The sequence below is a fragment of the Antrihabitans stalagmiti genome (assembly GCF_016482825.1).
In the GTDB taxonomy this organism is placed as follows: Bacteria; Actinomycetota; Actinomycetes; order Mycobacteriales; family Mycobacteriaceae; genus Antrihabitans; species Antrihabitans stalagmiti.
This window is the reverse complement of record NZ_JAEMNV010000010.1, coordinates 1-19,465: the sequence shown is the minus strand read 5'-3', so window position 1 is coordinate 19,465 and position 19,465 is coordinate 1. Positions and strand designations below refer to the sequence as shown.

Genomic DNA, 19,465 nt, shown 5'->3' with positions numbered 1-19,465 from the left:
GACCTACATCCTATTTGACACCAGCCGCGACATCCCGTCGCAGAGGAGGAGCAGCACCGATGACCGCCGACTTCGAGGTCCGAGTAGACGCATTACTCGACCGATACGACACACCTGACGCCTGCGCAGCCGCGCTGCTGTGCGACGACCATCCGGCCGATGCGGTGGCGTTCACGATCATCGAGAGTGACCTGACCTCGACCGATGTGACCTACGGCGAGCTGAGCGAGCAGTCGTCGCGTTTCGCCGCGGCGCTGGCTGCGGCAGGCGTCGAGCCAGGTGATCGAGTCGCGACGCTGATGGGCAAGTCTGCGGAACTGGTGATCGCATTGGTCGGGATCTGGCGTCGCGGCGCGGTTCACGTCCCGCTGTTCACAGCGTTCGCACCGCCGGCCATCGCGTTTCGGCTCGGTGCAAGTGCAGCGAAGGTGGTCGTTGCCGACGCAGATCAGGTCGGCAAGCTGGCACCCGGCGACGACATACCCGCCGACCCCGCGTGGCAGGTGATCGTCGTCGGGGACGGCGCAGGAGTGCGGTTCGACGATCTGCTCGCCGCGCATACCGCGGACGAGCCGGGCGCAGCAACAGCGTCGGTCGGCGGTCGCGGACTGCTCGTCGAGTTGTTCACAAGCGGTACGACCGGCTCGCCGAAAGGCGTCGGCGTTCCGGTTCGGGCGTTGGCCTCGTTTCACGCCTATCAGGAGTTCGGCCTCGACGTACGTGCCGATGACGTCTTCTGGAACGCCGCAGATCCGGGCTGGGCATACGGTCTCTACTACGGACTGCTGGCACCGCTCGCGTCCGGCACTCGGACCTTGCTGTTGCACGCAGGCTTCTCGGCCGAGCTGACGTGGCGGGTGATGGAACGCTTCGGCGTCACCAACTTCGCGGCGGCGCCGACGGTCTACCGCAGTTTGCGCGCGGCGGGCGAGGTGCCCGCAGGGGTCTCGTTGCGGAGAGCGTCGTCGGCGGGGGAGCCGCTGACCCCGGATGTGGTCGGATGGTCGACGCAGACGCTCGGCGTGGCGGTTCGCGATCACTACGGCCAGACCGAGCACGGCATGTTCGTCTCGAATGCCTGGCACGACGATCTGCGCAGCGACGTTCCTGCCGGGTCGATGGGTAAGCCGTTACCCGGTTGGTCCGCGGCGGTGCTCGCCGATGACTCCGACGATCCTGCGGCGGTCAGAACCATGGGTCGGGTCGCCATCGACACCGCTCACAGTCCGTTGCTCTGGTTCGCCGGCTATCTGGATGCCCCGGAGAAGACCGCGCAGCGCTACACCGACGACGGTCGTTTCTACCTCACCGGCGATGCCGGAATGATCGACGAGGACGGGTACTTCTACTTCTCCTCCCGCGACGACGACGTGATCATCATGGCGGGCTATCGAATCGGGCCGTTCGATGTGGAAAGTGTTCTCGTGCTGCACGAGTCGGTTCAGGAGGCAGCCGTCGTAGGGATGCCCGACGAACTGCGCGGTGAGGTCCTCGAAGCGTTCGTCGTACTGCGTGAGGGGTTCGTCGGGACCGCGGAATTGGAAGGTGAGCTGCAGCAGATCGTCAAGCAGAAGTACGCGGCGCATGCCTATCCGCGAACGGTTCACTTCGTCGATGCGCTGCCCAAGACGCCGAGCGGGAAGGTCCAGCGGTTCCTTCTGAGGCAGTAGGCGGCTACGCCGCTCGTGAGTCCTTTCGGAGGGCCGAACCTCCGAAAGGACTCACGAGGCGCGCAGCGCCCTAGCGCAGCGCTGCGCGGCCGCGGATGCGTCCCAGGACCAGGAGTGCGACCAAAGTGACCAACAGCAGCAGCGTTGTATTCGCGGCCGCCAAGAACACCTGGCCACGATCGGTCAGGCCGAAGATGCTGACCGGCAACGTCTTCCACGTCGCCGGATACACCATGACCGTTGCACCGAGTTCACCCATCGACAACGCGACCGCAAGACCGGCGGCTGCTCCGAGCGCAGGCAGCAGCAGCGGCAGGGTGACCTGAACGAGCACCCGCAGCGGTCCGGCACCGAGCGATTCGGCTGCCTGCCGGTAGGCCGGATCCAGCCTGTCGAGCGCCGCCGACACCGCACTGAAAGCGAAGGCGAGCACCAGGACCGAGTGGGCCAGAATGACGATCCACTTGGTACCGCCGAGCAACAGCGGGCGTGAGTTGAAGGCAATCAGCAAGCCGAGACCGATGGCGACCGACGGCACCGCGATCGGTAGATGGAATACCGCATCGGTTGTGCGCCGCAACCACATCGGTGCTTCACGAGCAGCCAATGCCGCCCACGTACCAAGCACCAATGCAAGCCCGCCGCCGATGATCGCGGTCTGCAGACTGACCGACAGACTCGCGACATTGTCGCCCGACAAAGCATCCCCGAGGTGTTGGAAGCCGAGATTCGACGGAAGTGGTCCCGTCCATGATCCGGCGACGGCTGCGGCGACGACTGTGGCTATCGGTGCGACGAAGACGACGAGAACCACTATTCCGAAGATAGTGAGGGCAGCGGCCCTACTTTGCCGGCTCCACAACAACATCGACTACTCCCTTCCCCTTGTTGGCCATGACGCGAGCGAAAATCAGTCGGTAGGCGCCGTAGAGCGCGAGCGACAGTAGGACTTGCACAGTCGCGATCACGGCTGCGCCCGGTAGGTCGAACGTGACGATGCCTCGCGTGTAGATCAGTACCGGGAGGGTGATGACATCCTTTGCCCCGGTGAACAACACGATGCCGAACTCGTTGAGGGTCAGCAGTAGGACCAGAGATCCGCCTGCCATCAGCGCCGGCCAGGCCTCCGGCATGACCACTTGCCGTAGCACTCGCCACGGCGACGCCCCCAAACTTGCTGCGACGTCGAGTTGTTCACGCGGCAGCTGAGCGAAGGATGCGAGCAGTGGACGAACGACGAAGGGTGTGAAGAACGTGATCTCGGCCGCGATGACGCCGGCCGGTGTGTTGAGAAAGTTGAGCAGAGGTTCTTCGGAGCCCGAGATGTCCTTGTACAGCGCATTGAACGCGCCGGCCGTGCCGTAGAGGAAGGTGAAAGCGAGCGTGATGAGAAACGACGGCAACGCAAGGACGGTGTCGATCAGCCTGCCGACGACGCGCGATCCTGGGAACGGAACGAACGCGAGCACGAGTGCGATGAACGTGCCGAGGACGAGGCAACCGAGTGTGGACAGCACCGCGATCTCTACGGTGCGCCACAGCGCGTTTCGGAACAGTGACGAACCGAGCACGCCGGACCAGCTGCTGGTGCCCGCACCGGTTGTCGACTGCTCCAGTACCCGTGCAACGGGGTAGACCGCTGCGCCGAGAACAAGCAGTAGTGGCGGCAAAGCCCACAGTCCGCCGGCCCACTTGATCGGTTCCTTCCGTACCTCGGGTGGTGCGGCTTCCGGCCGTTCGAGGAGAGCCGAGGTCATTGGGTACCGCCCGGCGTCTGCACCAGCACCCCGGCGGGCTCCGGGAGCTTCACTCCGACAACGGCATCCAGTTCGTACTGCGCATTACCCGGAACGTCGGCCTGCACCAGCAGGTCCGGAAGTCCATCCACCGCGAGGGTGAGCCGAGTCGACGAACCTCGCCAGACACTCGCTGTGACAGTCGCACGCAGTGCACCCTTGTCGCTTACGGACCCGACCGTGATGGCGTGCGGCCGGACACACAAGAGTGCGGGTGACGCAGGCGCCCAATCGATTTTGCCGACCTCCGGCTGTGGAGCCTCGGCATTGAGCGTCGAATCCGCGACGGTGATCAGAGCGGACGTACCGATCACGCGACCGACCGTGCACGGGATCAGATTCGCACCGCCGAGAAATGCCGCTGTGAAACTGGTCGGCGGCCGCTGCCACAGATTGGCAGCGGTATCGACGTCCACAAGACGTGCGTCCCGCATGACGACGATCCGATCGGCGAGTGCCAACGCCTCGGACTGATCGTGGGTGACGTACAGCATTGCTGTGTCCGGCAGCGCTTTTCGAAGCAACTGCAGTTCGGCAAGCATCGACTGGCGTAGTGCGGCGTCCAGTGCGGCAAGCGGTTCGTCGAGCAGCAGCACCTTGGGACGAATGGCGAGCGCCCTCGCGATGGCGACGCGCTGCTGCTGGCCACCCGACAACTCGCGCGGCAGCCGTTTGCCGTAGGCAGACATACCGACCATCGCGAGTGCGTCGGCAACGCGGCCGGCGATCTGCGACCTCGGCACCTTGTTGGCTTTCAGGCCGAATGCGACGTTCTCGCTGACCCGCATGTGCGGAAACAGCGCGTAGGACTGCACGACCACACCGATGCCGCGCTTGGCAGGCGGCAGATCGGTGACGTCGCGTCCACCGAGTTTCACCGATCCCGACGTGGGACGGGCGAAGCCGGCGAGCGCTTTGAGCGCCGTCGACTTGCCCGACCCGCTCGGACCGAGCAGGGCAACCGTCTCGCCCTGTGCGACACGTAGATTGAAGTCGACAAGAGCGTTGGTGACATTCTTGCCGCGGCCGTACGCGACCGAAACGCGGTCGAACACGATCGCTGGTTCCGAATACGCCACAGCTCCAGTGACATTGGTCGACTTTGCCGTGTTGACAGTTGCACCTGTCGTCCCGAGGTCGGACATGATCAGCTCCCGGTTGCTTTCTGGTACGCGGCGACGTCAGCATCTAGTTCGGTGATGACGGTGTTCCAGTCGGGGTGATACACCTCGACGTCCTTCAGCAACGCTGCGGGGGATCCCGGCGCGGTGTCGGCAGATGCGGCATCGGACCGGGCCGGTACCGCGAGGGCCTCTGTGCCCAAGGTCTTTTGGACGTCGGAACTCAGCATGAATTCCATCAGCTTCTTTGCGTTCTCGGTGTTCGGCGCGCCCTTGGCGAGGCCCATGACGTACGGCACTGCGATGGTGGTGCGCTTACCGTCCGCGGACGCGGGGAAGAAGACGTTGAACTTCGACCCGTCGTCCCTGATGGACGTCAGGTTCATCTGGATGTCCCCGTTGGCGACGAGGAGTTCGCCGTTGCTTACCTTCGGCTGCAGCTTGCCTGTCGACGACGACGGGCCGACGTTGTTGGCCTGCAACTTGCCGAGGTAGTCGAGCGCACCCTGCTTGCCGAGCAGGTTCTGCAGCAGCAGGAGTACTGCGGTGCCGTCACCGGCCTGGCCCGGCGTCGAGTACTGCAATTTGCCCTTGAACTGTTCGCTCAGCAAGTCGTCCCAGGTAACCGGAGCCGGGTTGGCGCTCGGATTTGCTATGAAGCACAGGAAGTTCGAGGCGAGTGTGACGTAATTGCCGTCTGGATCCTTGTCCGCCTCCGCGATCGCCGAGGTGTCGACACCGCTCGGCTGCAACAGGCCCTGCTGCTCGGCCCGCTGGATGAACGGGGGGAGTGTGACGACGACGTCTGCCTGCGCGTTCGACTGTTCCTTCTCGAGCCGCGAGACGACTTCACCCGATCCGGCTTCGACGAGGTTGACGGCGATGCCGGTGTCGGCTTCGAACTTGGCGAACTGCGTCTTGTACCAGCCCGCAAGGCCGTCGGCACTGTAGACGGTAAGGGTCTTGCCGTCGGAACTGCTTGTCCCGGTGCCACCGCAGGCTGCGGTGAACGAGATAGCGGTCGCGGCCACGGCAAGCATTGCGATCTTGCCTGCGCCGAGGCGGCGCCGATGTGTCGAATCTCTACGAATGCGCATGGAACTGTGCCCTTTCGGGGGTTGGGTCGGAGAGGAGTGCGTGCGACGTGCTTTGGGGGTGTTTGTCGGAAACGGATGGTGGTGTCGGAAAGCGGTCAGTAGGAAACCGTCAGTCGGAAAACGGTCAGTCGGAAAGCAGGAGGTCGGCGAAGTCGCCGACTGTCGCGACGACGTGCGTCGCACCCGCAGCGCGGAACTGTGCCTCGTCGTGTGCGCCGGTCAGGGTGCCCGCGACGATGGCCGACCCCGCAGCGCGTCCGCTTGCGATGTCACTCGTCGTATCACCCAGCACCGCAACGTTTTTGACGTCGTCGATGCCGAGGCGCAGCATCGCGGTGAGGATGAGGTCGGGGTAGGGCCGACCGCGGCCGGCGTCCGGCGGTGCGATCGCAAGATCGGCGATGTCGTCCCAGCCGAGAGCTGCAAGCAGTTTCGATTGTGTCGAGCTGCTGAAGCCGGTCGTCAGCGCAACCTTGATGCCCGCGCTGCGGAGCTTGTCGATCGCAAGTTCCGCGCCGGGCAGCGGTTCGGCATTACCGGCGTCGATCAACGCGTCGTATGCCCGCTCGAACGCGAGATTGGCTGCCTGAGCGCGCTCTTCGTCGTCGAGCAGTGCGCGGAACACGGCGATCTTCGACTGACCCATGGTGTCGACGACGTACTTGCGAGCGGTGTCCCGCTCGGTGCCGGATTCCGGTATTCCCGCTGACGTCGCGGCGATGTCGAAGGCCTGCAGTACGAGGCCGCCGTCGGCGACCGTTGTGCCGGCCATGTCGAGGACGGCGAGTCGAATCGACGTGGACTGGTTGTCGGACATTGGAACTCCTAGCTCGAGAGTGAAACCGAATCAGAGGTTGAAGAGATCGGCCGACTGCTCGCCGAGGAACGGGCTCAATGTCATCCCGCGTCCGCCGACACCGGTGACGACCCAGGTGTGGTCGTCGACCTGTTTGCGGTGCACGAGTTCGCTCGGGTCGAGTGACTGGCTGTAGACGCCAGCCCAACGGCGGACGACCTCGGGGAGCTTGCGACCGAGGAGTTCTTCGACGACGCCCGTCAGGTACTCGTACGGACTTTCGTCGACGTCGAACGCGAACGGCTCGGCATATTCGTGGGTGTCGCCGATAGTGAGGCCGCCATGCAGTCGCTGCACACACAGCAGTTGCATCTTGTGCTCGGCGGCAGTGAAGTCCTGAGCTTGATTGCCGGCCAGCGCATCCAGCGCGGTGCCTGCGAACGCCGGGTAGTACCGAAAGCTGTCGCCGTCGGCGACTGCCGTCGGGAACGGTTCGCCGAGTGGTGCGGTCTGCATCATCTGCAGCCGAACTCTGCGTACGGGAAGTTCGCCCGCGAGTTCACGCGTGAGGCCGGTGTGGTTGGCGCCGGGGCAGAAGACGACGAGGTCGGCGTCGTAGGTGTTGCCGAGGTCGTCGCGCACGGTCGCACCCGAGGTGCTGGAGGTGACCGAGCGTGCCTCGGTGCCTGCGTGGAAGTCGTAGCGTCCCGTCGCGGCAAGGTAGGCGCGAATCGCAGGTAGCGCGACTCGTGACTCGACCGCTGCGTCACGCGAACAATGCAGGCCGGCAAGATATTTGCCGCGGAGCGCCGGGTTGAGGACCCGTACGTCGGTTGGATCGAGCAGTTCGAAACCGCGATCGACGGCGTCGGCGCGGGCGAGCATCTCCTCGGCGACGGCTACCTCGTCGGGAGTGCGGAGCAGTGTGATCGATCCTGTCGGTCGGAATCCAACGCCGGCAATCCGTCCGCCGATCTCTTCCCATAGGTCTCTCGATTGCAACGCGGCGTCGAGTTCGTGACTCGCGCGGCCGGATACCCACACGAGTCCGAAATTGCGCACCGTCGCGCCGCGCGCTTCGGTCTCTCGTTCGAGGTGGACAACGTCGTGTCCGCGACGGATTGCTGCCAGGGCGTGTGCGGTTCCGAGGATTCCGCCACCGATGATTACCAAACGCATGCAGAGAAGCATGGCCCATTGGTCTAGACCAATGAGTGATCGCTGTGCGAACAACACGTTAACAATTGGTATAGACTAATCCGGGGGTACCATCACGGCCATGGATGTGCTGGACGAGGTGGGTCGTTTGTTGCGGTCACTGGAAGGTGTGTGGGACGAAGTGCTCGTCGACGAACTCGAGCACGCACTCCAAAGTGCGCGGCACGCCCTCGACGACGACGCCGACGACGAACTGGTTGTCGCCGCCGCGTTACACGACATCGGACACAGCCCGCTCGTCGACGGATCGCCGACCGCGAAGCACGATCACGTGGCACGCGAATGGTTGACGCCGCGCTTCGGTGACCGGGTCGGTTGGCTCGCAGGCGCGCACGTCGCTGCAAAGAAGTTTTTGGCCGAGACCGAACCCGGTTATGCGGCAATGCTTTCCGATGTATCTGTGCTGTCGATGCAGGCGCAGGGTGGGTCGGGGGTCGACCGCGCCTATATCGAGCATCCCTGGTGGCCCGACGCGCTACGGCTGCGACGCTACGACGATGCTGCCAAAGTCCCTGGCGCGCAAGGTGCGTCGATAGCAGAGGTGCTCGAGGTCGCAGCACGGCTGCTCGAACGCAGGACGACGGTGGTATGACGTCGCTCGATCGTGAGCCCAAGTCCTACGTCGTACGTCAGGGGCTCGACCGAATTCTCCTCGAGCTCGAGGTAGGCGACACTGTGCCCCCCGAGCGTGAACTAGCCGTGCGCTTCGAAGTGTCGAGGGAGACGGTTCGGCAAGCGCTGCACGAACTTCTGGTCGAAGGACGCATCGAGCGACGCGGCAGGGGGACCGTTGTAGCGCGGCCCAAGCTGACGCAGCCGCTGTCGCTTCGCTCCTACACCGAAGGAGCCCTGCTCTACGGCAGGGTACCGAGTCGCGTCGTCGTGACCTGGGAAGACCTAGTCGCCGACGACACACTTGCGACCGATCTCGCGTTACCTCCCGAGTCGACGGTCATGCATCTCGAGCGGGTTCTGCTCGCCGACGGTGAGCGGATCGGGCTGGAAAGCACGTACCTGCCGAAGTCCCGCTTCGGCGACTTCAGGCAGACGTTCGATCCGACAACCTCGCTCTATGCCGCGATCCGCGCATCGGGAGTCGAATTCGGCGAGGCGACCGAGCGAATCGAGACTGTGCTGGCGTCTCCGCGCGAGGCAGCGCTGCTCGAGTCGACCACGGCCATGCCGATGCTGCTGATGCATCGAAAAACGCTGGACACCAACGGTGTTCCGATCGAATCCATCAGGTCGCTCTACCGCGGTGATCGCATTGCATTCGTCGCAACGCTCACTCGCTGAGTCGGCCGTCGGCGCGTTCGGGCACGGCATCGATGCGGCGCCACGGCGTCGCCTGCTCGATCTCGTATGCCAATTCCAACAGCGTCGCCTCGTCGCCGTGATTGGCCGAAAGGTGCACTCCGATAGGCAAACCGCGGCTCGACTCGCCGAAAGGCAAGGAAATCGCGGGTCCACCGCTCGCGTTGTTCAACGGTGTGAACGACACGTAGTTGCGTAGCTTCTCGAACAGTTCGTCGAACGACTGCAACGGCGACAGGTAGCCGATCTCGGGTGTGGTGTGCGCGAGTACCGGTGACAACACGACGTCGTAGTTGTCGAAAAATCGGCTGTATTCCGCGGCAGCTCGCCGCAGGCGGTACAGGACGGCGGGGGTGCGAAACAGATTGGCGCGGTAGTGATCTCGCAATCCGATCGTGAGGTTGTCCAGCTTCGACGAATCGAAATCACGAGCGACGGACAACCGGCCCGTCGTCGCGACGAAGAAAGACAACAATCCCCAGTAGACCGCGAAATCCTTGGCGAACTGTTCGCCCGCCGGTGGCACGGACAGTTCCTCGACGTGGTGGCCCGACTCGGCGAGCAGTGCTGCCGCCGCAGTCACCGTGGCACGGGTTTCCGAGTCCGCAGGGTTGCCGACAACCGTGTCGGGCAGCACCCCGATACGAAGGCGTCGGGAACCCGGGGCGAGCACTCGGCCGATCGGGCGCAGCGCCGAATTACGAAAGTGCTCTTCGGCATTGGCGAAGAAGTTGGCAGTGTCACGGACGCTGCGGGTGAGCACACCCTCCATGACGAGTTTGATCGGCATGGTTTGGTTCAACTTCTCCTCGCGCAACCGTCCACGCGTTGCCTTCAGCCCGACCAGACCGCAGACCGCTGCCGGAATGCGGATGGATCCGCCGCCGTCGTTGCCGTGCGCGAGCGGAACGACACCCGAGGCAACCAACGCGGCAGCACCGCCCGACGATGCACCTGCGGAAAAGGCTGGGTTCCATGGATTTCGGGTCGGCACGCCCTCCCTGAATTCCGTGCTGGCGTTGAAGCCGAATTCCGGCAGTGCACTCTTTCCGAGATTGACGACACCCTGCGCGAGAAACTGTTTCGCGAAGACACCGTCGGCCTTGGCAGGTCGGGCGACGAATGCTCGGGTGCCGTGATTCGTCGGCAATCCGGCGATGTCGATGTTGTCCTTGACGAAGGTCGGTACGCCAGCGAAGCCGGTGCCGATCGGCGTTGCGGCGGCGGCCCTTCGAGCGTTCTCGAAGTCGCGAACCACGATTGCGTCCAGTACCGGTTCCACACGTTCGGCGCGGTCGATCGCCGCGTCGACGGCTTCGAGCGGGCTGATCTTGCGTGTCCGAATCAGTTCCGCGAGCGCCGTAGCGTCGTGGTCGCCCAGGGCATCGTCGCCGAACGTATGTACTCGAGTGCTCACATTCGCACGATACACACGCAGGCCCTCCGGGCTCGTGAGCACTTCAGGAGGCCGGGACCGCCGAAAGGACTCACGAGGCCGAAGGCCTTATGGCTCGTCCGAACAATCCAAGAAACGGGCGATGTTGGGGATCGCCATCACGACGAAAGGGCATCGAGTCGCGCGAGGCCTGAATCCATTCGGCTCTCCCGATACCCGTGAGGTCGAGTCTGCGGCCGCACCTGCGGGCGAGCAATCGCAGATACAGCGTCCCTGTGCGACCGTTGCCCTCGCGGAACGGATGTGTGTGGTTGTAGAGGGCGTACAGGCGTGCGAGCAGATACGCGAACTCGCTGTCCGACACGGCGTCGCACGTAGCAATCATCTCGGTGGTCATCGCAGCGATCAGCTCCATCCGTGCGTCGAGGGTGTCGACAGTTGCGAAAGCGGAGTCGCCGCGGCGGAGGTCGGTGATGCGGTTCTGCCCGGCCCAGGCGTACACATCGCCGAAGATCTGCTGGTGTAGCTCGTGTGGATCCGGAACCGAGAACGGGTTCGAGACATCGAGGCGAACGATCCGCGCTGCAGTGCACAGATATTCCAGCTGTTGCAGCGCGACGGCCTCTTCGATGCCGAAGTTGTTTCGCAGCACCGTTGTCCCCGGGATCAGATACGGCCTGCGACGTGCGACGATACGTCGCCTGACGAGGGTGTGCGGTGCTCGGATCGACGTCAGATATGTGCCGAGATATTCACCGAACGACATCCGTCCGTCGAAGACAGCGACGAGGTCGGCGATGTTCTCGTCGGTCGGTCGCCAGCCTTCGAGGGCTTCCGCGGCGATCGCCTGAGCAACGGCGTCCGGAAGATCGTCCGAAGAATTTTTGGTAGTCACCGTCCGGTGAAGGTCGACGTCGACGCCAGATAGGCCAGTTTTCGCCTGATTCCGCTGATCTCCCTACCGACGCCGCGCAGTAGCGCCCGGTCCTGCGGCGGCAGGTCGGACAGCGTCACCTCGTCGGTGACTCGGCTGTCGTTCGGCCCCGCATCCAGCCACAGCCGCGCGCGATGATGCCAGCGCATCCGCGTCGAGATCGTGTAGCACTCCCGCAGCACCTGCGCGTCGTCGGTGCTGAGAAACTTCGTACCCGACGCGTCACGAAGTCGATCGAGGGTGGCGAGCGTCGGCGATCCCGAACTCAGCGCAGCCCAGCGGGCGATCGATACAACAGGCTCGATCGCGGCAGCCTTGAGATCGACGACGTCGTCTCGCGTCGCGAAGAGCCGCAGCCGTGACGGCAGCGCTGCACGAACGAACAGCGAATCGCTGAGCATCGCAGCGAGAGCCCGCTCGCGCGTCTTGATCACCTCGGCCAGAGAATGTCGGAGGGCGTCGCTGTCGCCCGTGACCGATCGTGCGTCGGCAAGCAACCCTGCCATCACGACCCCGCGGTCGAGTTGCGGATCGTTGGTCCACGCATCGATACCCTCGGTCCACTGCACCGCCGTTCGGCAGAAGCGGGCCCGCGACGCGACCGCACCCTTGTCGTCACCGCGCAGCCCGCAACGGTCGAGGACCGAGTGGACGTAGCCGGCGCTGTCCATCGCAGCGCGTAGGTCGGCGCGGGGATCGTCGAGCACCAGTATCGATTCGACGTCCGAACCCGGCAGTGCCTCGTTGCGTGCCGTGCTCCCCGAGACGTACCAGGACCAGCCCGCGCTCGACGGAGGTATCCCGAACCGTGCTGCGGAGGCGACGGTGCTGCGGACCAGCGTCGACCACGATTCGGCGAGTTTCGTCGCAGGCATGCCGTCGCGCTGCGCCTCGGTGACGATGCGACGTGCGCCGCGAGCGGTCTGCACCAGCGCTGCTTCGTCGGTTGTGTCCTCGATGAGGTTGCACAACTCGACGACGTTGGCAGGCACGGTCATGTCCGAGATTCTGGCATCAGGTCGAGCGTTGGGTGTGCAGTGTCGTGAAGGAGGCTCGGCAAGGGGACCTCCAAGGGGACGGAATCGAACAAAAAAGAAACTCGTGCGTAACGCGGACGACATCGCGTCGGGCTTAACTGTCATCTGACAGGTAACAAGCGGCACCCCTTTCACGAGTAGGTCACGATGACATTGAAAACCGTCGAGGACAATGACGATCTGGCAGAGTTCGGCTACCAGCAACAGCTTCATCGTTCGCTCGGAAAGTTCGAATCCTTCGCCGCCGGTTTCTCGTTCGTATCGATCCTCACCACCATCTTCCAATTGTTCGGGCTCGGTTTCGGATTCGCCGGACCGGCCTTCTTCTGGACCTGGCCGCTGGTCTTCGCCGGTCAGTTCCTCGTAGCACTCTGCTTCGCCGAACTTGCTGCGCGGTATCCGATCTCGGGCGCGATCTATCAGTGGTCCCGTCGAATGGGCGGCGAGGTCGTCGGCTGGTTCGGTGGCTGGTTCATGATCCTCGCCCAGATCGTGACGGCCTCGGCAGCCGCGATCGCACTGCAGGTTGTCATGCCCGCCATCTGGACCGGATTCCAACTCGTCGGCGACGACCCCGACCTCACCTCGAGCAGTGGCGCAGCCAACGCCGTTGTACTCGGATCGATACTGCTCGCTGTGACCACGACCATCAACTGCATCGGCGTCAAATGGATGTCACGGGTCAACAGCATCGGCGTCGTATGCGAGATCGTCGGTGTGATCGCCGTTGTCGCAGTCTTTTTCACGCATGCACAGCGTGGCCCCGACGTCGTCCTCGATACCGGCGCGTCCGATCAGCCGGGTTATCTGTGGGCCTGGATCGTGTCCGGGTTGATGGCCGCATACGTGATGGTCGGCTTCGGATCGGCGGGCGAACTCGCAGAAGAGACCCGCAACCCGCGTCGGGTCGCACCTCGAACGATTCGGCTCGCACTGTCGGTGTCCGCACTGGGTGGCGGACTGATGATCATCGGCGCCCTGATGGCCGCGCCGAGCCTCACCGACGGCAGGCTCGCTGCCGAAGGACTCCCGTACGTGCTGGACACCGTGTTGTCCTCGCCATGGGGAACCGTCCTGCTGATCGACGTCTGCATCGCAATCACCATCTGCACCTTGGCAATTCAGACAGCTGCGTCTCGGTTGATGTTCTCGATGGCACGTGACGGTCGACTGCCCGCATCGTCGGTGCTCTCGCGAGTCAACCCGCGCACCGGTACTCCGATCTGGCCGTCCATCCTGATCGGGCTGCTGTGCATCGGCGTGCTGCTCGTCAACGTCGGCAACTCGGCGATCTTCGCGACGCTCGCCAGCGTGTGCATCATCCTGATCTACCTCGCCTACCTGCTTGTCACCGCGCCGCTGCTGTACCGACGCCTCCGCGGCTGGCCGTCACAGTCGACCACTGCCCGAAGCGTCGACGCCGAAGGTCGACCGCTGTTCACCCTCGGTAAATTCGGCATCGTCGTGAATGCGGCCGCAGTCGTCTACGGCGTCGTGATGATCGTCAACCTGGGGTGGCCGCGCGCTGAAATCTTCGATCCGACAGGCGAATACCCCTTGATGGTGTGGGCAGGACCGATCAGCATCGCGATCGCACTGCTGCTCGGTATCGCCTGCTTCCCGCACAAGAAAGCACATCCGAACCCTGTCAAGACTGGAGTTGGAGAATGAGTACCGCAACAACATCCGGCGCGCGGGAGCACGCTCGCTCGCAAGCCGGAATCACCACCGACGCAATGCCGGTCGTGCCTGCCACCGCATGGCCCGAACCTCCTGCCGGCGTCGACGCAGGACGACTGACCTGGGCGGAGACGATTCCCGGCGGGCGCTACGCGACCAAGGTGCTCGCGCGCGGTACCCGGTTGCGACTGCGAGACCTCGACGGAGCAGCCTGCGCACACCTGCTCCTGTGGCGTTCCGATGCACCGTGGGAGCGGCTCAATGTCGCCGACACGGTGAAGGTTCCGTGGCAGGCCTACCTGACCGACGGGCATCCGCTGCTCAGCGATCAAGGAAGAGTGCTTGCCACCATCGTCGCCGACTCGTCGCAGCACCACGACGCGCTCTGCGGCACAACGACCTTGGCGGGCAACGTCGAGAAGTACGGCTCGGGCGAGGTCGAGTCCGGTGCTCCTGCCGGTCGGGAACTGCTGACCCTCGCCGCACTCAAAAACGGACTGCGCCCACGTGACGTTGCACCGAACCTGTCGTTCTTCCACGGAATTCGGGTCGATGCCGACGGCGGGCTGCGATCGATCGGGTCGGCCGGAGCAGGCGCGGCCGTCGAACTGCTGCTTCATCTTCCGCTGATCGTCGCGATCGCCAACACCGCACACCCGCTCGACCCGGCGACGGAGTTCGCAACGACGGCATTGGAAGTCCTCGCCTGGGAAGCCGAGAGCGACCTCCGTGCGGTCGGATCGACGCTCGACGACAGAGACCCCGAGTACCAACGCGCCCACGCAAACACCGAAGACGCCTGGAACGCACTACATCCCGGCACCACGATCGGGGGAGTCCGATGAGTACGTCAATCGAAAATCCAGCTCTCGACCTCACCACCGCGCCCGCAACCACGCTCGCGTTGGCGCCGGGTGAGGTAGTCCTCGACGAGATCGCACCGGCCCGCGGTCCGTGGTCGGCGATCGTGCGCATAGGCGAGGTGCTGACCATCGTCGACCTGTTCGGCAACCAAGCCGTCGACACGCTGTTCTACGGTGCGAACGACCTCACCGTTCGCTACTCGGCGGCGACGACCGTTGCCGCACAACAGAATATCTACCTGTCGGTCGGCACGGTCCTACGCGACTCCGACGGCGCTCCGATGCTCACGATCGTTGCCGACGAGGTCGGCAATCACGACACGGTCGGCGGTGCGTGCTCGCAGGAATCGAACACCCTGCGGTACGGACACCACACCAAACATCAGCACGCGTGTGTCGAGAACTTCGTCCGCGAGGGTGCGCGGTGGGGACTCGGCAAAGCCGACATCGTCGGCAACATCAACTTCTTCATGAACGTGCCGGTGGACGCCGACGGGTCGCTCGGCATCGTCGACGGACTGTCCGCACCGGGCAAGAGGCTCGCGGTACGTGCCGAGATCGACACCCTCGTCCTGGTATCGAATTGCCCGCAGATCAACAACCCCTGCAACGGATTCGACCCGACGACGGTGCGCATGATCGTGACTCGCGACGACACGTTCGCAAGGACATGACCATCATGGAGGTCCTTCGTGCCGGCATGATGACGACCGTGCAGGACTGGCCGGGTCGGGTCGGCTACTGGCAGATCGGCGTTCCACCGTCCGGTCCGATGGACGACCTGTCGTTTCGGCTCGCCAACGTCGCCGTCGGTAACGCCGAGGGTGCGCCGGGACTCGAAATCACCATGGCAGGACCGTCGCTGCGCTTCGACACCGAGACCTGGGTGAGCGTCACCGGCGCACAAGTGCCGATCACCGTTGCGGGACAATCCGTTTCGCCATGGCAGCCAGTGCTGGTCGGTGCTGGTGAGGTACTCGATATCGGCATGGTGACGGGACCCGGAGTGCGGGCCTATCTTGCTGTCGCAGGTGGCATTTCGGCGCAGCCGTACCTCGGCAGCGCGTCGACGTTCACACTCGGACGTTTCGGTGGGCACAACGGCAGGGCCTTGACGGCCGGCGATGTGTTGAAGGTCGACGACGAGGCGACCGGATCCCGTCGTCGCATCCTCGCCGAAGAACAACCCGCGCTCGCTCGGCATTGGCAGATCGCCGTCACCGTCGGTCCGCATTCGGCTCCGGAGTTCTTCACCGACAACGACATCCAGACGCTCTACACCTTCGACTACGAGGTGCACTTCAACTCCGATCGCACAGGGGTCCGGCTGGTCGGTCCGCGTCCGGACTGGGCGCGACCGGACGGCGGCGAGGCGGGACTGCACCCGTCGAACATTCACGACAACGCCTATTCCGTCGGCTCCCTGGACTTCACCGGCGACACCCCGATCCTGCTCGGACCGGACGGGCCGAGCCTCGGTGGCTTCGTCTGCCCGGTGACGGTGACCAGCGCCGACCGCTGGAAGCTCGGGCAACTCGCACCGGGAAACACGGTCAGGTTCGTGCCCGTTCGCGCGTCGGAAGCGGCGTCGCACAGGGTGCTCGGACGCTCACGTCGCGCCTCGTCACCGGCGGTGTTCTCGCGCGGCGGCGATGCCGACCACGGCATACTCGGTCGATCGGTGACGTCGGATCAGTCGACGATCGTCACTTACCGACGCAGTGGCGACGACAACATTCTCGTCGAATACGGGACGATGCGACTCGATCTTGCGTTACGTGCCCGCGTGCACGCACTGCATACCGCAGTTGCGGAACAACAACTTTCGGGCATCGCCGATCTCACGCCCGGTATCAGGTCGCTGCAGGTCAAGCTGGATCCGTCCGTTCGCGGGCTGCCGTCAGCGCTCGCCGCACTGCAGGAGATCGAGCAGCAGTTGCCGTCGGCGTCGGAGCTCGTCGTTCCGAGCCGAACCGTTCGACTGCCGCTGTGCTGGGACGATCCGTCGACTCGCGAGGCAACGCTGCGCTACATGCACGGCGTTCGCGCCGACGCGCCGTGGTGCCCGTGGAACATCGAGTTCATTCGTCGGATGAACGGGCTCGACAGCGTCGACGACGTGTATCGCACCGTCTACGACGCCGAATATCTTGTGCTCGGACTCGGCGACGTATACCTCGGTGCTCCTGTTGCGACACCGTTGGATCCGCGGCATCGGTTGGTGACGACGAAGTACAACCCCGCCCGCACCTGGACACCGGAGAATGCAGTCGGGATCGGCGGCGCGTACCTCTGCATCTACGGCATGGAAGGCCCGGGCGGCTACCAATTCGTCGGCCGCACAACACAGATCTGGAATCACCGCCATCCGTTGGAGTCCGCCGGGTTCGAGCCGGACCATCCGTGGTTGCTCAGATTCTTCGACAGGATCAGTTGGTACCCGGTCTCGTCGGACGAGCTGTTGGACCTGCGTGCCGACATGGCGGCGGGACGAGGGCACGTCGAGGTAGTCGACGGAAGCTTCTCGCTCGCGCAACACCAGGCTTTTCTGTCGGAGAATGCTGCCGACATCGCGACCAAGCGCACACTGATGGAGGCCGCTAGAGCGGAAGAGCGGCAACGATGGGCTGCCGCGGGAGAGTTCGCGGCCACAGCCGAAGAATCACGAGGGGAAGAAATCGCATGAGTAGGGTGTCCGACATTTTCCGCCGGATCGCCGAATCCGATCGGCCGGAAGTCTTCGTGCACCTGCGGGACAGCGAATCGGTCGAGGCGGATTACGTTGCAGCGTTGGCTGCCGGTGGTCCGCTCGCGGGTCTCCTGTTGGCGGTCAAGGACAACGTCGATGTCGCAGGATTGCCGACGACGGCCGGATGCCCTGGATTCGCCTACACGCCGACCTGTGACGCACCGGCAGTTGCGAATCTGACCAAGGCCGGTGCAGTGGTCATCGGAAAGACCAACCTCGACCAGTTCGCGACCGGACTCGTCGGAACTCGCAGTCCCTATGGCGCGGTGCGTGATTCGCGTCGGCCAGGACACATATCGGGTGGTTCCAGTTCAGGCTCGGCCGTTGCGGTAGCCCTCGGCTTCGCCGATATCGCGATCGGGACGGACACAGCAGGGTCGGGTCGGGTTCCGGCCGGTCTGCAAGGCATCGTCGGAATCAAGCCGACGATCGGCATCGTGTCGACCGAGGGTGTCGTGCCCGCGTGCGCGTCCTACGATTGCGTTTCGATTCTCGCCAAAGATCTTGCGACTGCTCAGAAAGCGATGGCCGCGATGGTGGGTGAGCGTTCCGCGCGAGCCTGGCCGAACGACCTACCGCTGGCCGCGCCGCCGCGCGCGAAAGTCGCTGTGCCGAACGACTTGTCTGCGCTCGCCGACAACTGGCAAGCCGCATTCGCCGACGCCACCGACCGCGCTCGTGCTGCCGGCATCGAGATCGTGTCGATCGACCTGGCGTCGTTCCTAGAGGCTGCGCGGTTGCTCTACGACGGCGCCCTGGTCGCTGAGCGGTGGAATGCGTTCGGAGAGTTCGTGTCCGGGGCCGACGCTGCGGCGGGGGTCGATGCGACCGTCGCGTCGATCGCCGCGTCGGGCAGGGACGTGACCGCGTCGGAGCTGCTGCAGGACCGCGCGCGGGTGCAGGAACTGCGCGCGGCTGCGTTCGCCGAGTTGGCGGGCTGCGACGCGCTGATGGTGCCGACCGCGCCGATGCACCCGACCATCGACGAGGTCGCTGCCGATCCGATCGGCGTCAATTCCGCAATGGGTCGCTACACGAACTTCTGCAACCTCTTCGACATGTCGGCGATCGCGATTCCGGTTGGCGAGGTGGACGAAGGTGAGCGAGGTGTTGCTCAGTTCGGTATCACGTTGCTGTCGAAGAGCTTTCACGATGGCGTTGTTGCTGATCTAGCCGGTCGGATCCTCGGGGCCGGGTCGTCGACGCCCTCGTGGCTCGAACAGATCGCAGCACCCGTCCGCGAGCTCGCCGTGTTCGGCGCGCACCTGCGCGGTCAGCCGCTCGACCACGAACTGACCAGCCGCGGAGCGAGATGGGCTGGACCGATCGCCACCGCGGCGAACTACCGACTCACCGAACTCGACACGGTGCCACCGAAACCCGGACTGTTGCGAGTTGCCACGGGCGGGGTGTCGATCGTGGGGGAGAAGTGGGTGCTGTCCGCGAGCGCGCTGGGCGACTTCCTTGCCGAACTCCCCACCCCGATGCTGCTCGGGTCCGTCGAACTGCAGGACGGCTCGTGGATAACGGGCTTCGGCTGCGATTTCGAGGCCGCAACGGCAGCGCGCGATATCTCCGCATTCGGAGGCTGGGTCGCAGCGAGGAAGGCGGCTGTCGCCGCGTCGCAGTAATGGCCTTCGGCCTCGTGAGTCTTTTCGGAGGTTCCGCCCGCTGTTGAGTCCACATACATATGAGACACCTGATGTCTACATACATGTGGGACAGGTTGTTGGATAGATAGGTGATGGCACCTGAGACCGGGCTTGGATCGATCCATGCCCAGATCGGATGCCG

Annotated in this window: 17 protein-coding genes; 8 read left to right on the top strand and 9 right to left on the bottom strand. The window is 64.3% G+C overall.

All coding sequences use genetic code 11. From position 1 onward, the window contains the following. The first annotated feature begins 59 nt into the window (after positions 1–59). Positions 60–1,670, top strand: coding sequence for an AMP-binding protein (locus JGU71_RS24775; RefSeq protein WP_199707424.1), 1,611 nt, complete (start codon positions 60–62; stop codon positions 1,668–1,670). Positions 1,671–1,740: 70 nt separating this feature from the next. Here JGU71_RS24775 and JGU71_RS24770 read toward each other — a convergent pair whose 3' ends face one another. From JGU71_RS24770 to JGU71_RS24745, 6 genes are all read right to left on the bottom strand, one after another. Beyond that, a complete protein-coding gene (locus tag JGU71_RS24770; RefSeq protein WP_199707422.1) occupies positions 1,741–2,538 on the bottom strand; it encodes an ABC transporter permease in 798 nt (265 codons plus the stop codon). Beyond that, positions 2,513–3,427, bottom strand: a complete 915-nt coding sequence (locus tag JGU71_RS24765; protein ID WP_199707420.1) for a 2-aminoethylphosphonate ABC transporter permease subunit — start codon at positions 3,425–3,427, stop codon at positions 2,513–2,515. Before JGU71_RS24765 ends, JGU71_RS24770 begins: the two co-directional genes overlap by 26 nt. Then, a complete protein-coding gene (locus tag JGU71_RS24760; RefSeq protein ID WP_199707418.1) occupies positions 3,424–4,611 on the bottom strand; it encodes an ABC transporter ATP-binding protein in 1,188 nt (395 codons plus the stop codon). Before JGU71_RS24760 ends, JGU71_RS24765 begins: the two co-directional genes overlap by 4 nt. 2 nt (positions 4,612–4,613) lie before the next feature. Continuing rightward, entirely contained in the window at positions 4,614–5,684 is a 1,071-nt protein-coding gene (locus JGU71_RS24755) for a 2-aminoethylphosphonate ABC transporter substrate-binding protein (protein WP_199707416.1), read from the bottom strand. A 124-nt stretch (positions 5,685–5,808) separates the two neighbouring features. Beyond that, a complete protein-coding gene (locus tag JGU71_RS24750) occupies positions 5,809–6,501 on the bottom strand; it encodes a phosphonatase-like hydrolase (RefSeq protein ID WP_199707414.1) in 693 nt (230 codons plus the stop codon). Between the two features lie 30 nt (positions 6,502–6,531). Continuing rightward, on the bottom strand, positions 6,532–7,659 hold the full coding sequence (locus tag JGU71_RS24745; RefSeq protein ID WP_199707412.1) for a TIGR03364 family FAD-dependent oxidoreductase: 1,128 nt from the start codon (positions 7,657–7,659) through the stop codon (positions 6,532–6,534). A 100-nt stretch (positions 7,660–7,759) separates the two neighbouring features. Here JGU71_RS24745 and JGU71_RS24740 point away from each other — a divergent pair, with 100 nt between their 5' ends. Beyond that, a complete protein-coding gene (locus JGU71_RS24740) occupies positions 7,760–8,290 on the top strand; it encodes an HD domain-containing protein (RefSeq protein WP_199707410.1) in 531 nt (176 codons plus the stop codon). Next, positions 8,287–8,994: a GntR family transcriptional regulator gene (locus JGU71_RS24735; RefSeq protein WP_199707408.1), complete on the top strand. Its 708-nt coding sequence runs from the start codon at positions 8,287–8,289 to the stop codon at positions 8,992–8,994. Before JGU71_RS24740 ends, JGU71_RS24735 begins: the two co-directional genes overlap by 4 nt. On the opposite strand, the gene JGU71_RS24730 is transcribed toward JGU71_RS24735, so the two are convergent. From JGU71_RS24730 to JGU71_RS24720, 3 genes are all read right to left on the bottom strand, one after another. Beyond that, positions 8,984–10,429 carry an amidase gene (locus tag JGU71_RS24730; RefSeq protein ID WP_199707406.1) on the bottom strand — a complete coding sequence of 482 codons (1,446 nt, stop codon included), beginning with the start codon at positions 10,427–10,429 and terminating at the stop codon, positions 8,984–8,986. The two genes, JGU71_RS24735 and JGU71_RS24730, sit on opposite strands and share 11 nt — an antisense overlap. Before the next feature lie 70 nt (positions 10,430–10,499). Further along, the gene (locus JGU71_RS24725; RefSeq protein WP_199707404.1) at positions 10,500–11,303 is read right to left on the bottom strand and encodes a Fic/DOC family protein; all 804 of its coding nucleotides are present in this window, start codon (positions 11,301–11,303) and stop codon (positions 10,500–10,502) included. After that, entirely contained in the window at positions 11,300–12,340 is a 1,041-nt protein-coding gene (locus tag JGU71_RS24720) for a putative nucleotidyltransferase substrate binding domain-containing protein (RefSeq protein WP_199707402.1), read from the bottom strand. The genes JGU71_RS24725 and JGU71_RS24720 overlap by 4 nt, the downstream gene beginning before the upstream one ends. A gap of 186 nt (positions 12,341–12,526) precedes the next feature. On the opposite strand from JGU71_RS24720, the gene JGU71_RS24715 reads away from it, so the two are divergent. The 5 genes from JGU71_RS24715 to atzF are packed head-to-tail and all read left to right on the top strand — an operon-like array spanning position 12,527 to position 19,302. Next, positions 12,527–14,050, top strand: a complete 1,524-nt coding sequence (locus JGU71_RS24715; protein ID WP_199707400.1) for an amino acid permease — start codon at positions 12,527–12,529, stop codon at positions 14,048–14,050. Then, entirely contained in the window at positions 14,047–14,904 is an 858-nt protein-coding gene (locus JGU71_RS24710) for an urea amidolyase associated protein UAAP1 (protein WP_199707398.1), read from the top strand. Before JGU71_RS24715 ends, JGU71_RS24710 begins: the two co-directional genes overlap by 4 nt. Continuing rightward, positions 14,901–15,596 (top strand): urea amidolyase associated protein UAAP2, encoded by a 696-nt coding sequence (locus JGU71_RS24705; protein WP_199707396.1) that lies wholly within the window; start codon positions 14,901–14,903, stop codon positions 15,594–15,596. Before JGU71_RS24710 ends, JGU71_RS24705 begins: the two co-directional genes overlap by 4 nt. Beyond that, positions 15,593–17,608, top strand: a complete 2,016-nt coding sequence (locus tag JGU71_RS24700; protein WP_199707394.1) for a 5-oxoprolinase/urea amidolyase family protein — start codon at positions 15,593–15,595, stop codon at positions 17,606–17,608. The genes JGU71_RS24705 and JGU71_RS24700 overlap by 4 nt, the downstream gene beginning before the upstream one ends. Then, positions 17,605–19,302, top strand: a complete 1,698-nt coding sequence (atzF, locus tag JGU71_RS24695; RefSeq protein WP_199707392.1) for an allophanate hydrolase — start codon at positions 17,605–17,607, stop codon at positions 19,300–19,302. The genes JGU71_RS24700 and atzF overlap by 4 nt, the downstream gene beginning before the upstream one ends. Positions 19,303–19,465 lie beyond the last annotated feature (163 nt).

What these genes read in the sequence shown, in the direction of transcription:
- JGU71_RS24700 (WP_199707394.1), top strand. Translation starts at nt 15,593, where the DNA reads ATGACCATCATGGAGGTCCTTCGTGCCGGCATGATGACGACCGTGCAG.
- JGU71_RS24705 (WP_199707396.1), top strand. Translation starts at nt 14,901, where the DNA reads ATGAGTACGTCAATCGAAAATCCAGCTCTCGACCTCACCACCGCGCCC.
- JGU71_RS24715 (WP_199707400.1), top strand. Translation starts at nt 12,527, where the DNA reads ATGACATTGAAAACCGTCGAGGACAATGACGATCTGGCAGAGTTCGGC.
- atzF (WP_199707392.1), top strand. Translation starts at nt 17,605, where the DNA reads ATGAGTAGGGTGTCCGACATTTTCCGCCGGATCGCCGAATCCGATCGG.
- JGU71_RS24750 (WP_199707414.1), bottom strand. Translation starts at nt 6,501, where the DNA reads ATGTCCGACAACCAGTCCACGTCGATTCGACTCGCCGTCCTCGACATG.
- JGU71_RS24720 (WP_199707402.1), bottom strand. Translation starts at nt 12,340, where the DNA reads ATGACCGTGCCTGCCAACGTCGTCGAGTTGTGCAACCTCATCGAGGAC.
- JGU71_RS24740 (WP_199707410.1), top strand. Translation starts at nt 7,760, where the DNA reads ATGGATGTGCTGGACGAGGTGGGTCGTTTGTTGCGGTCACTGGAAGGT.
- JGU71_RS24710 (WP_199707398.1), top strand. Translation starts at nt 14,047, where the DNA reads ATGAGTACCGCAACAACATCCGGCGCGCGGGAGCACGCTCGCTCGCAA.
- JGU71_RS24755 (WP_199707416.1), bottom strand. Translation starts at nt 5,684, where the DNA reads ATGCGCATTCGTAGAGATTCGACACATCGGCGCCGCCTCGGCGCAGGC.
- JGU71_RS24735 (WP_199707408.1), top strand. Translation starts at nt 8,287, where the DNA reads ATGACGTCGCTCGATCGTGAGCCCAAGTCCTACGTCGTACGTCAGGGG.
- JGU71_RS24745 (WP_199707412.1), bottom strand. Translation starts at nt 7,659, where the DNA reads ATGCGTTTGGTAATCATCGGTGGCGGAATCCTCGGAACCGCACACGCC.
- JGU71_RS24760 (WP_199707418.1), bottom strand. Translation starts at nt 4,611, where the DNA reads ATGTCCGACCTCGGGACGACAGGTGCAACTGTCAACACGGCAAAGTCG.
- JGU71_RS24765 (WP_199707420.1), bottom strand. Translation starts at nt 3,427, where the DNA reads ATGACCTCGGCTCTCCTCGAACGGCCGGAAGCCGCACCACCCGAGGTA.
- JGU71_RS24775 (WP_199707424.1), top strand. Translation starts at nt 60, where the DNA reads ATGACCGCCGACTTCGAGGTCCGAGTAGACGCATTACTCGACCGATAC.
- JGU71_RS24770 (WP_199707422.1), bottom strand. Translation starts at nt 2,538, where the DNA reads ATGTTGTTGTGGAGCCGGCAAAGTAGGGCCGCTGCCCTCACTATCTTC.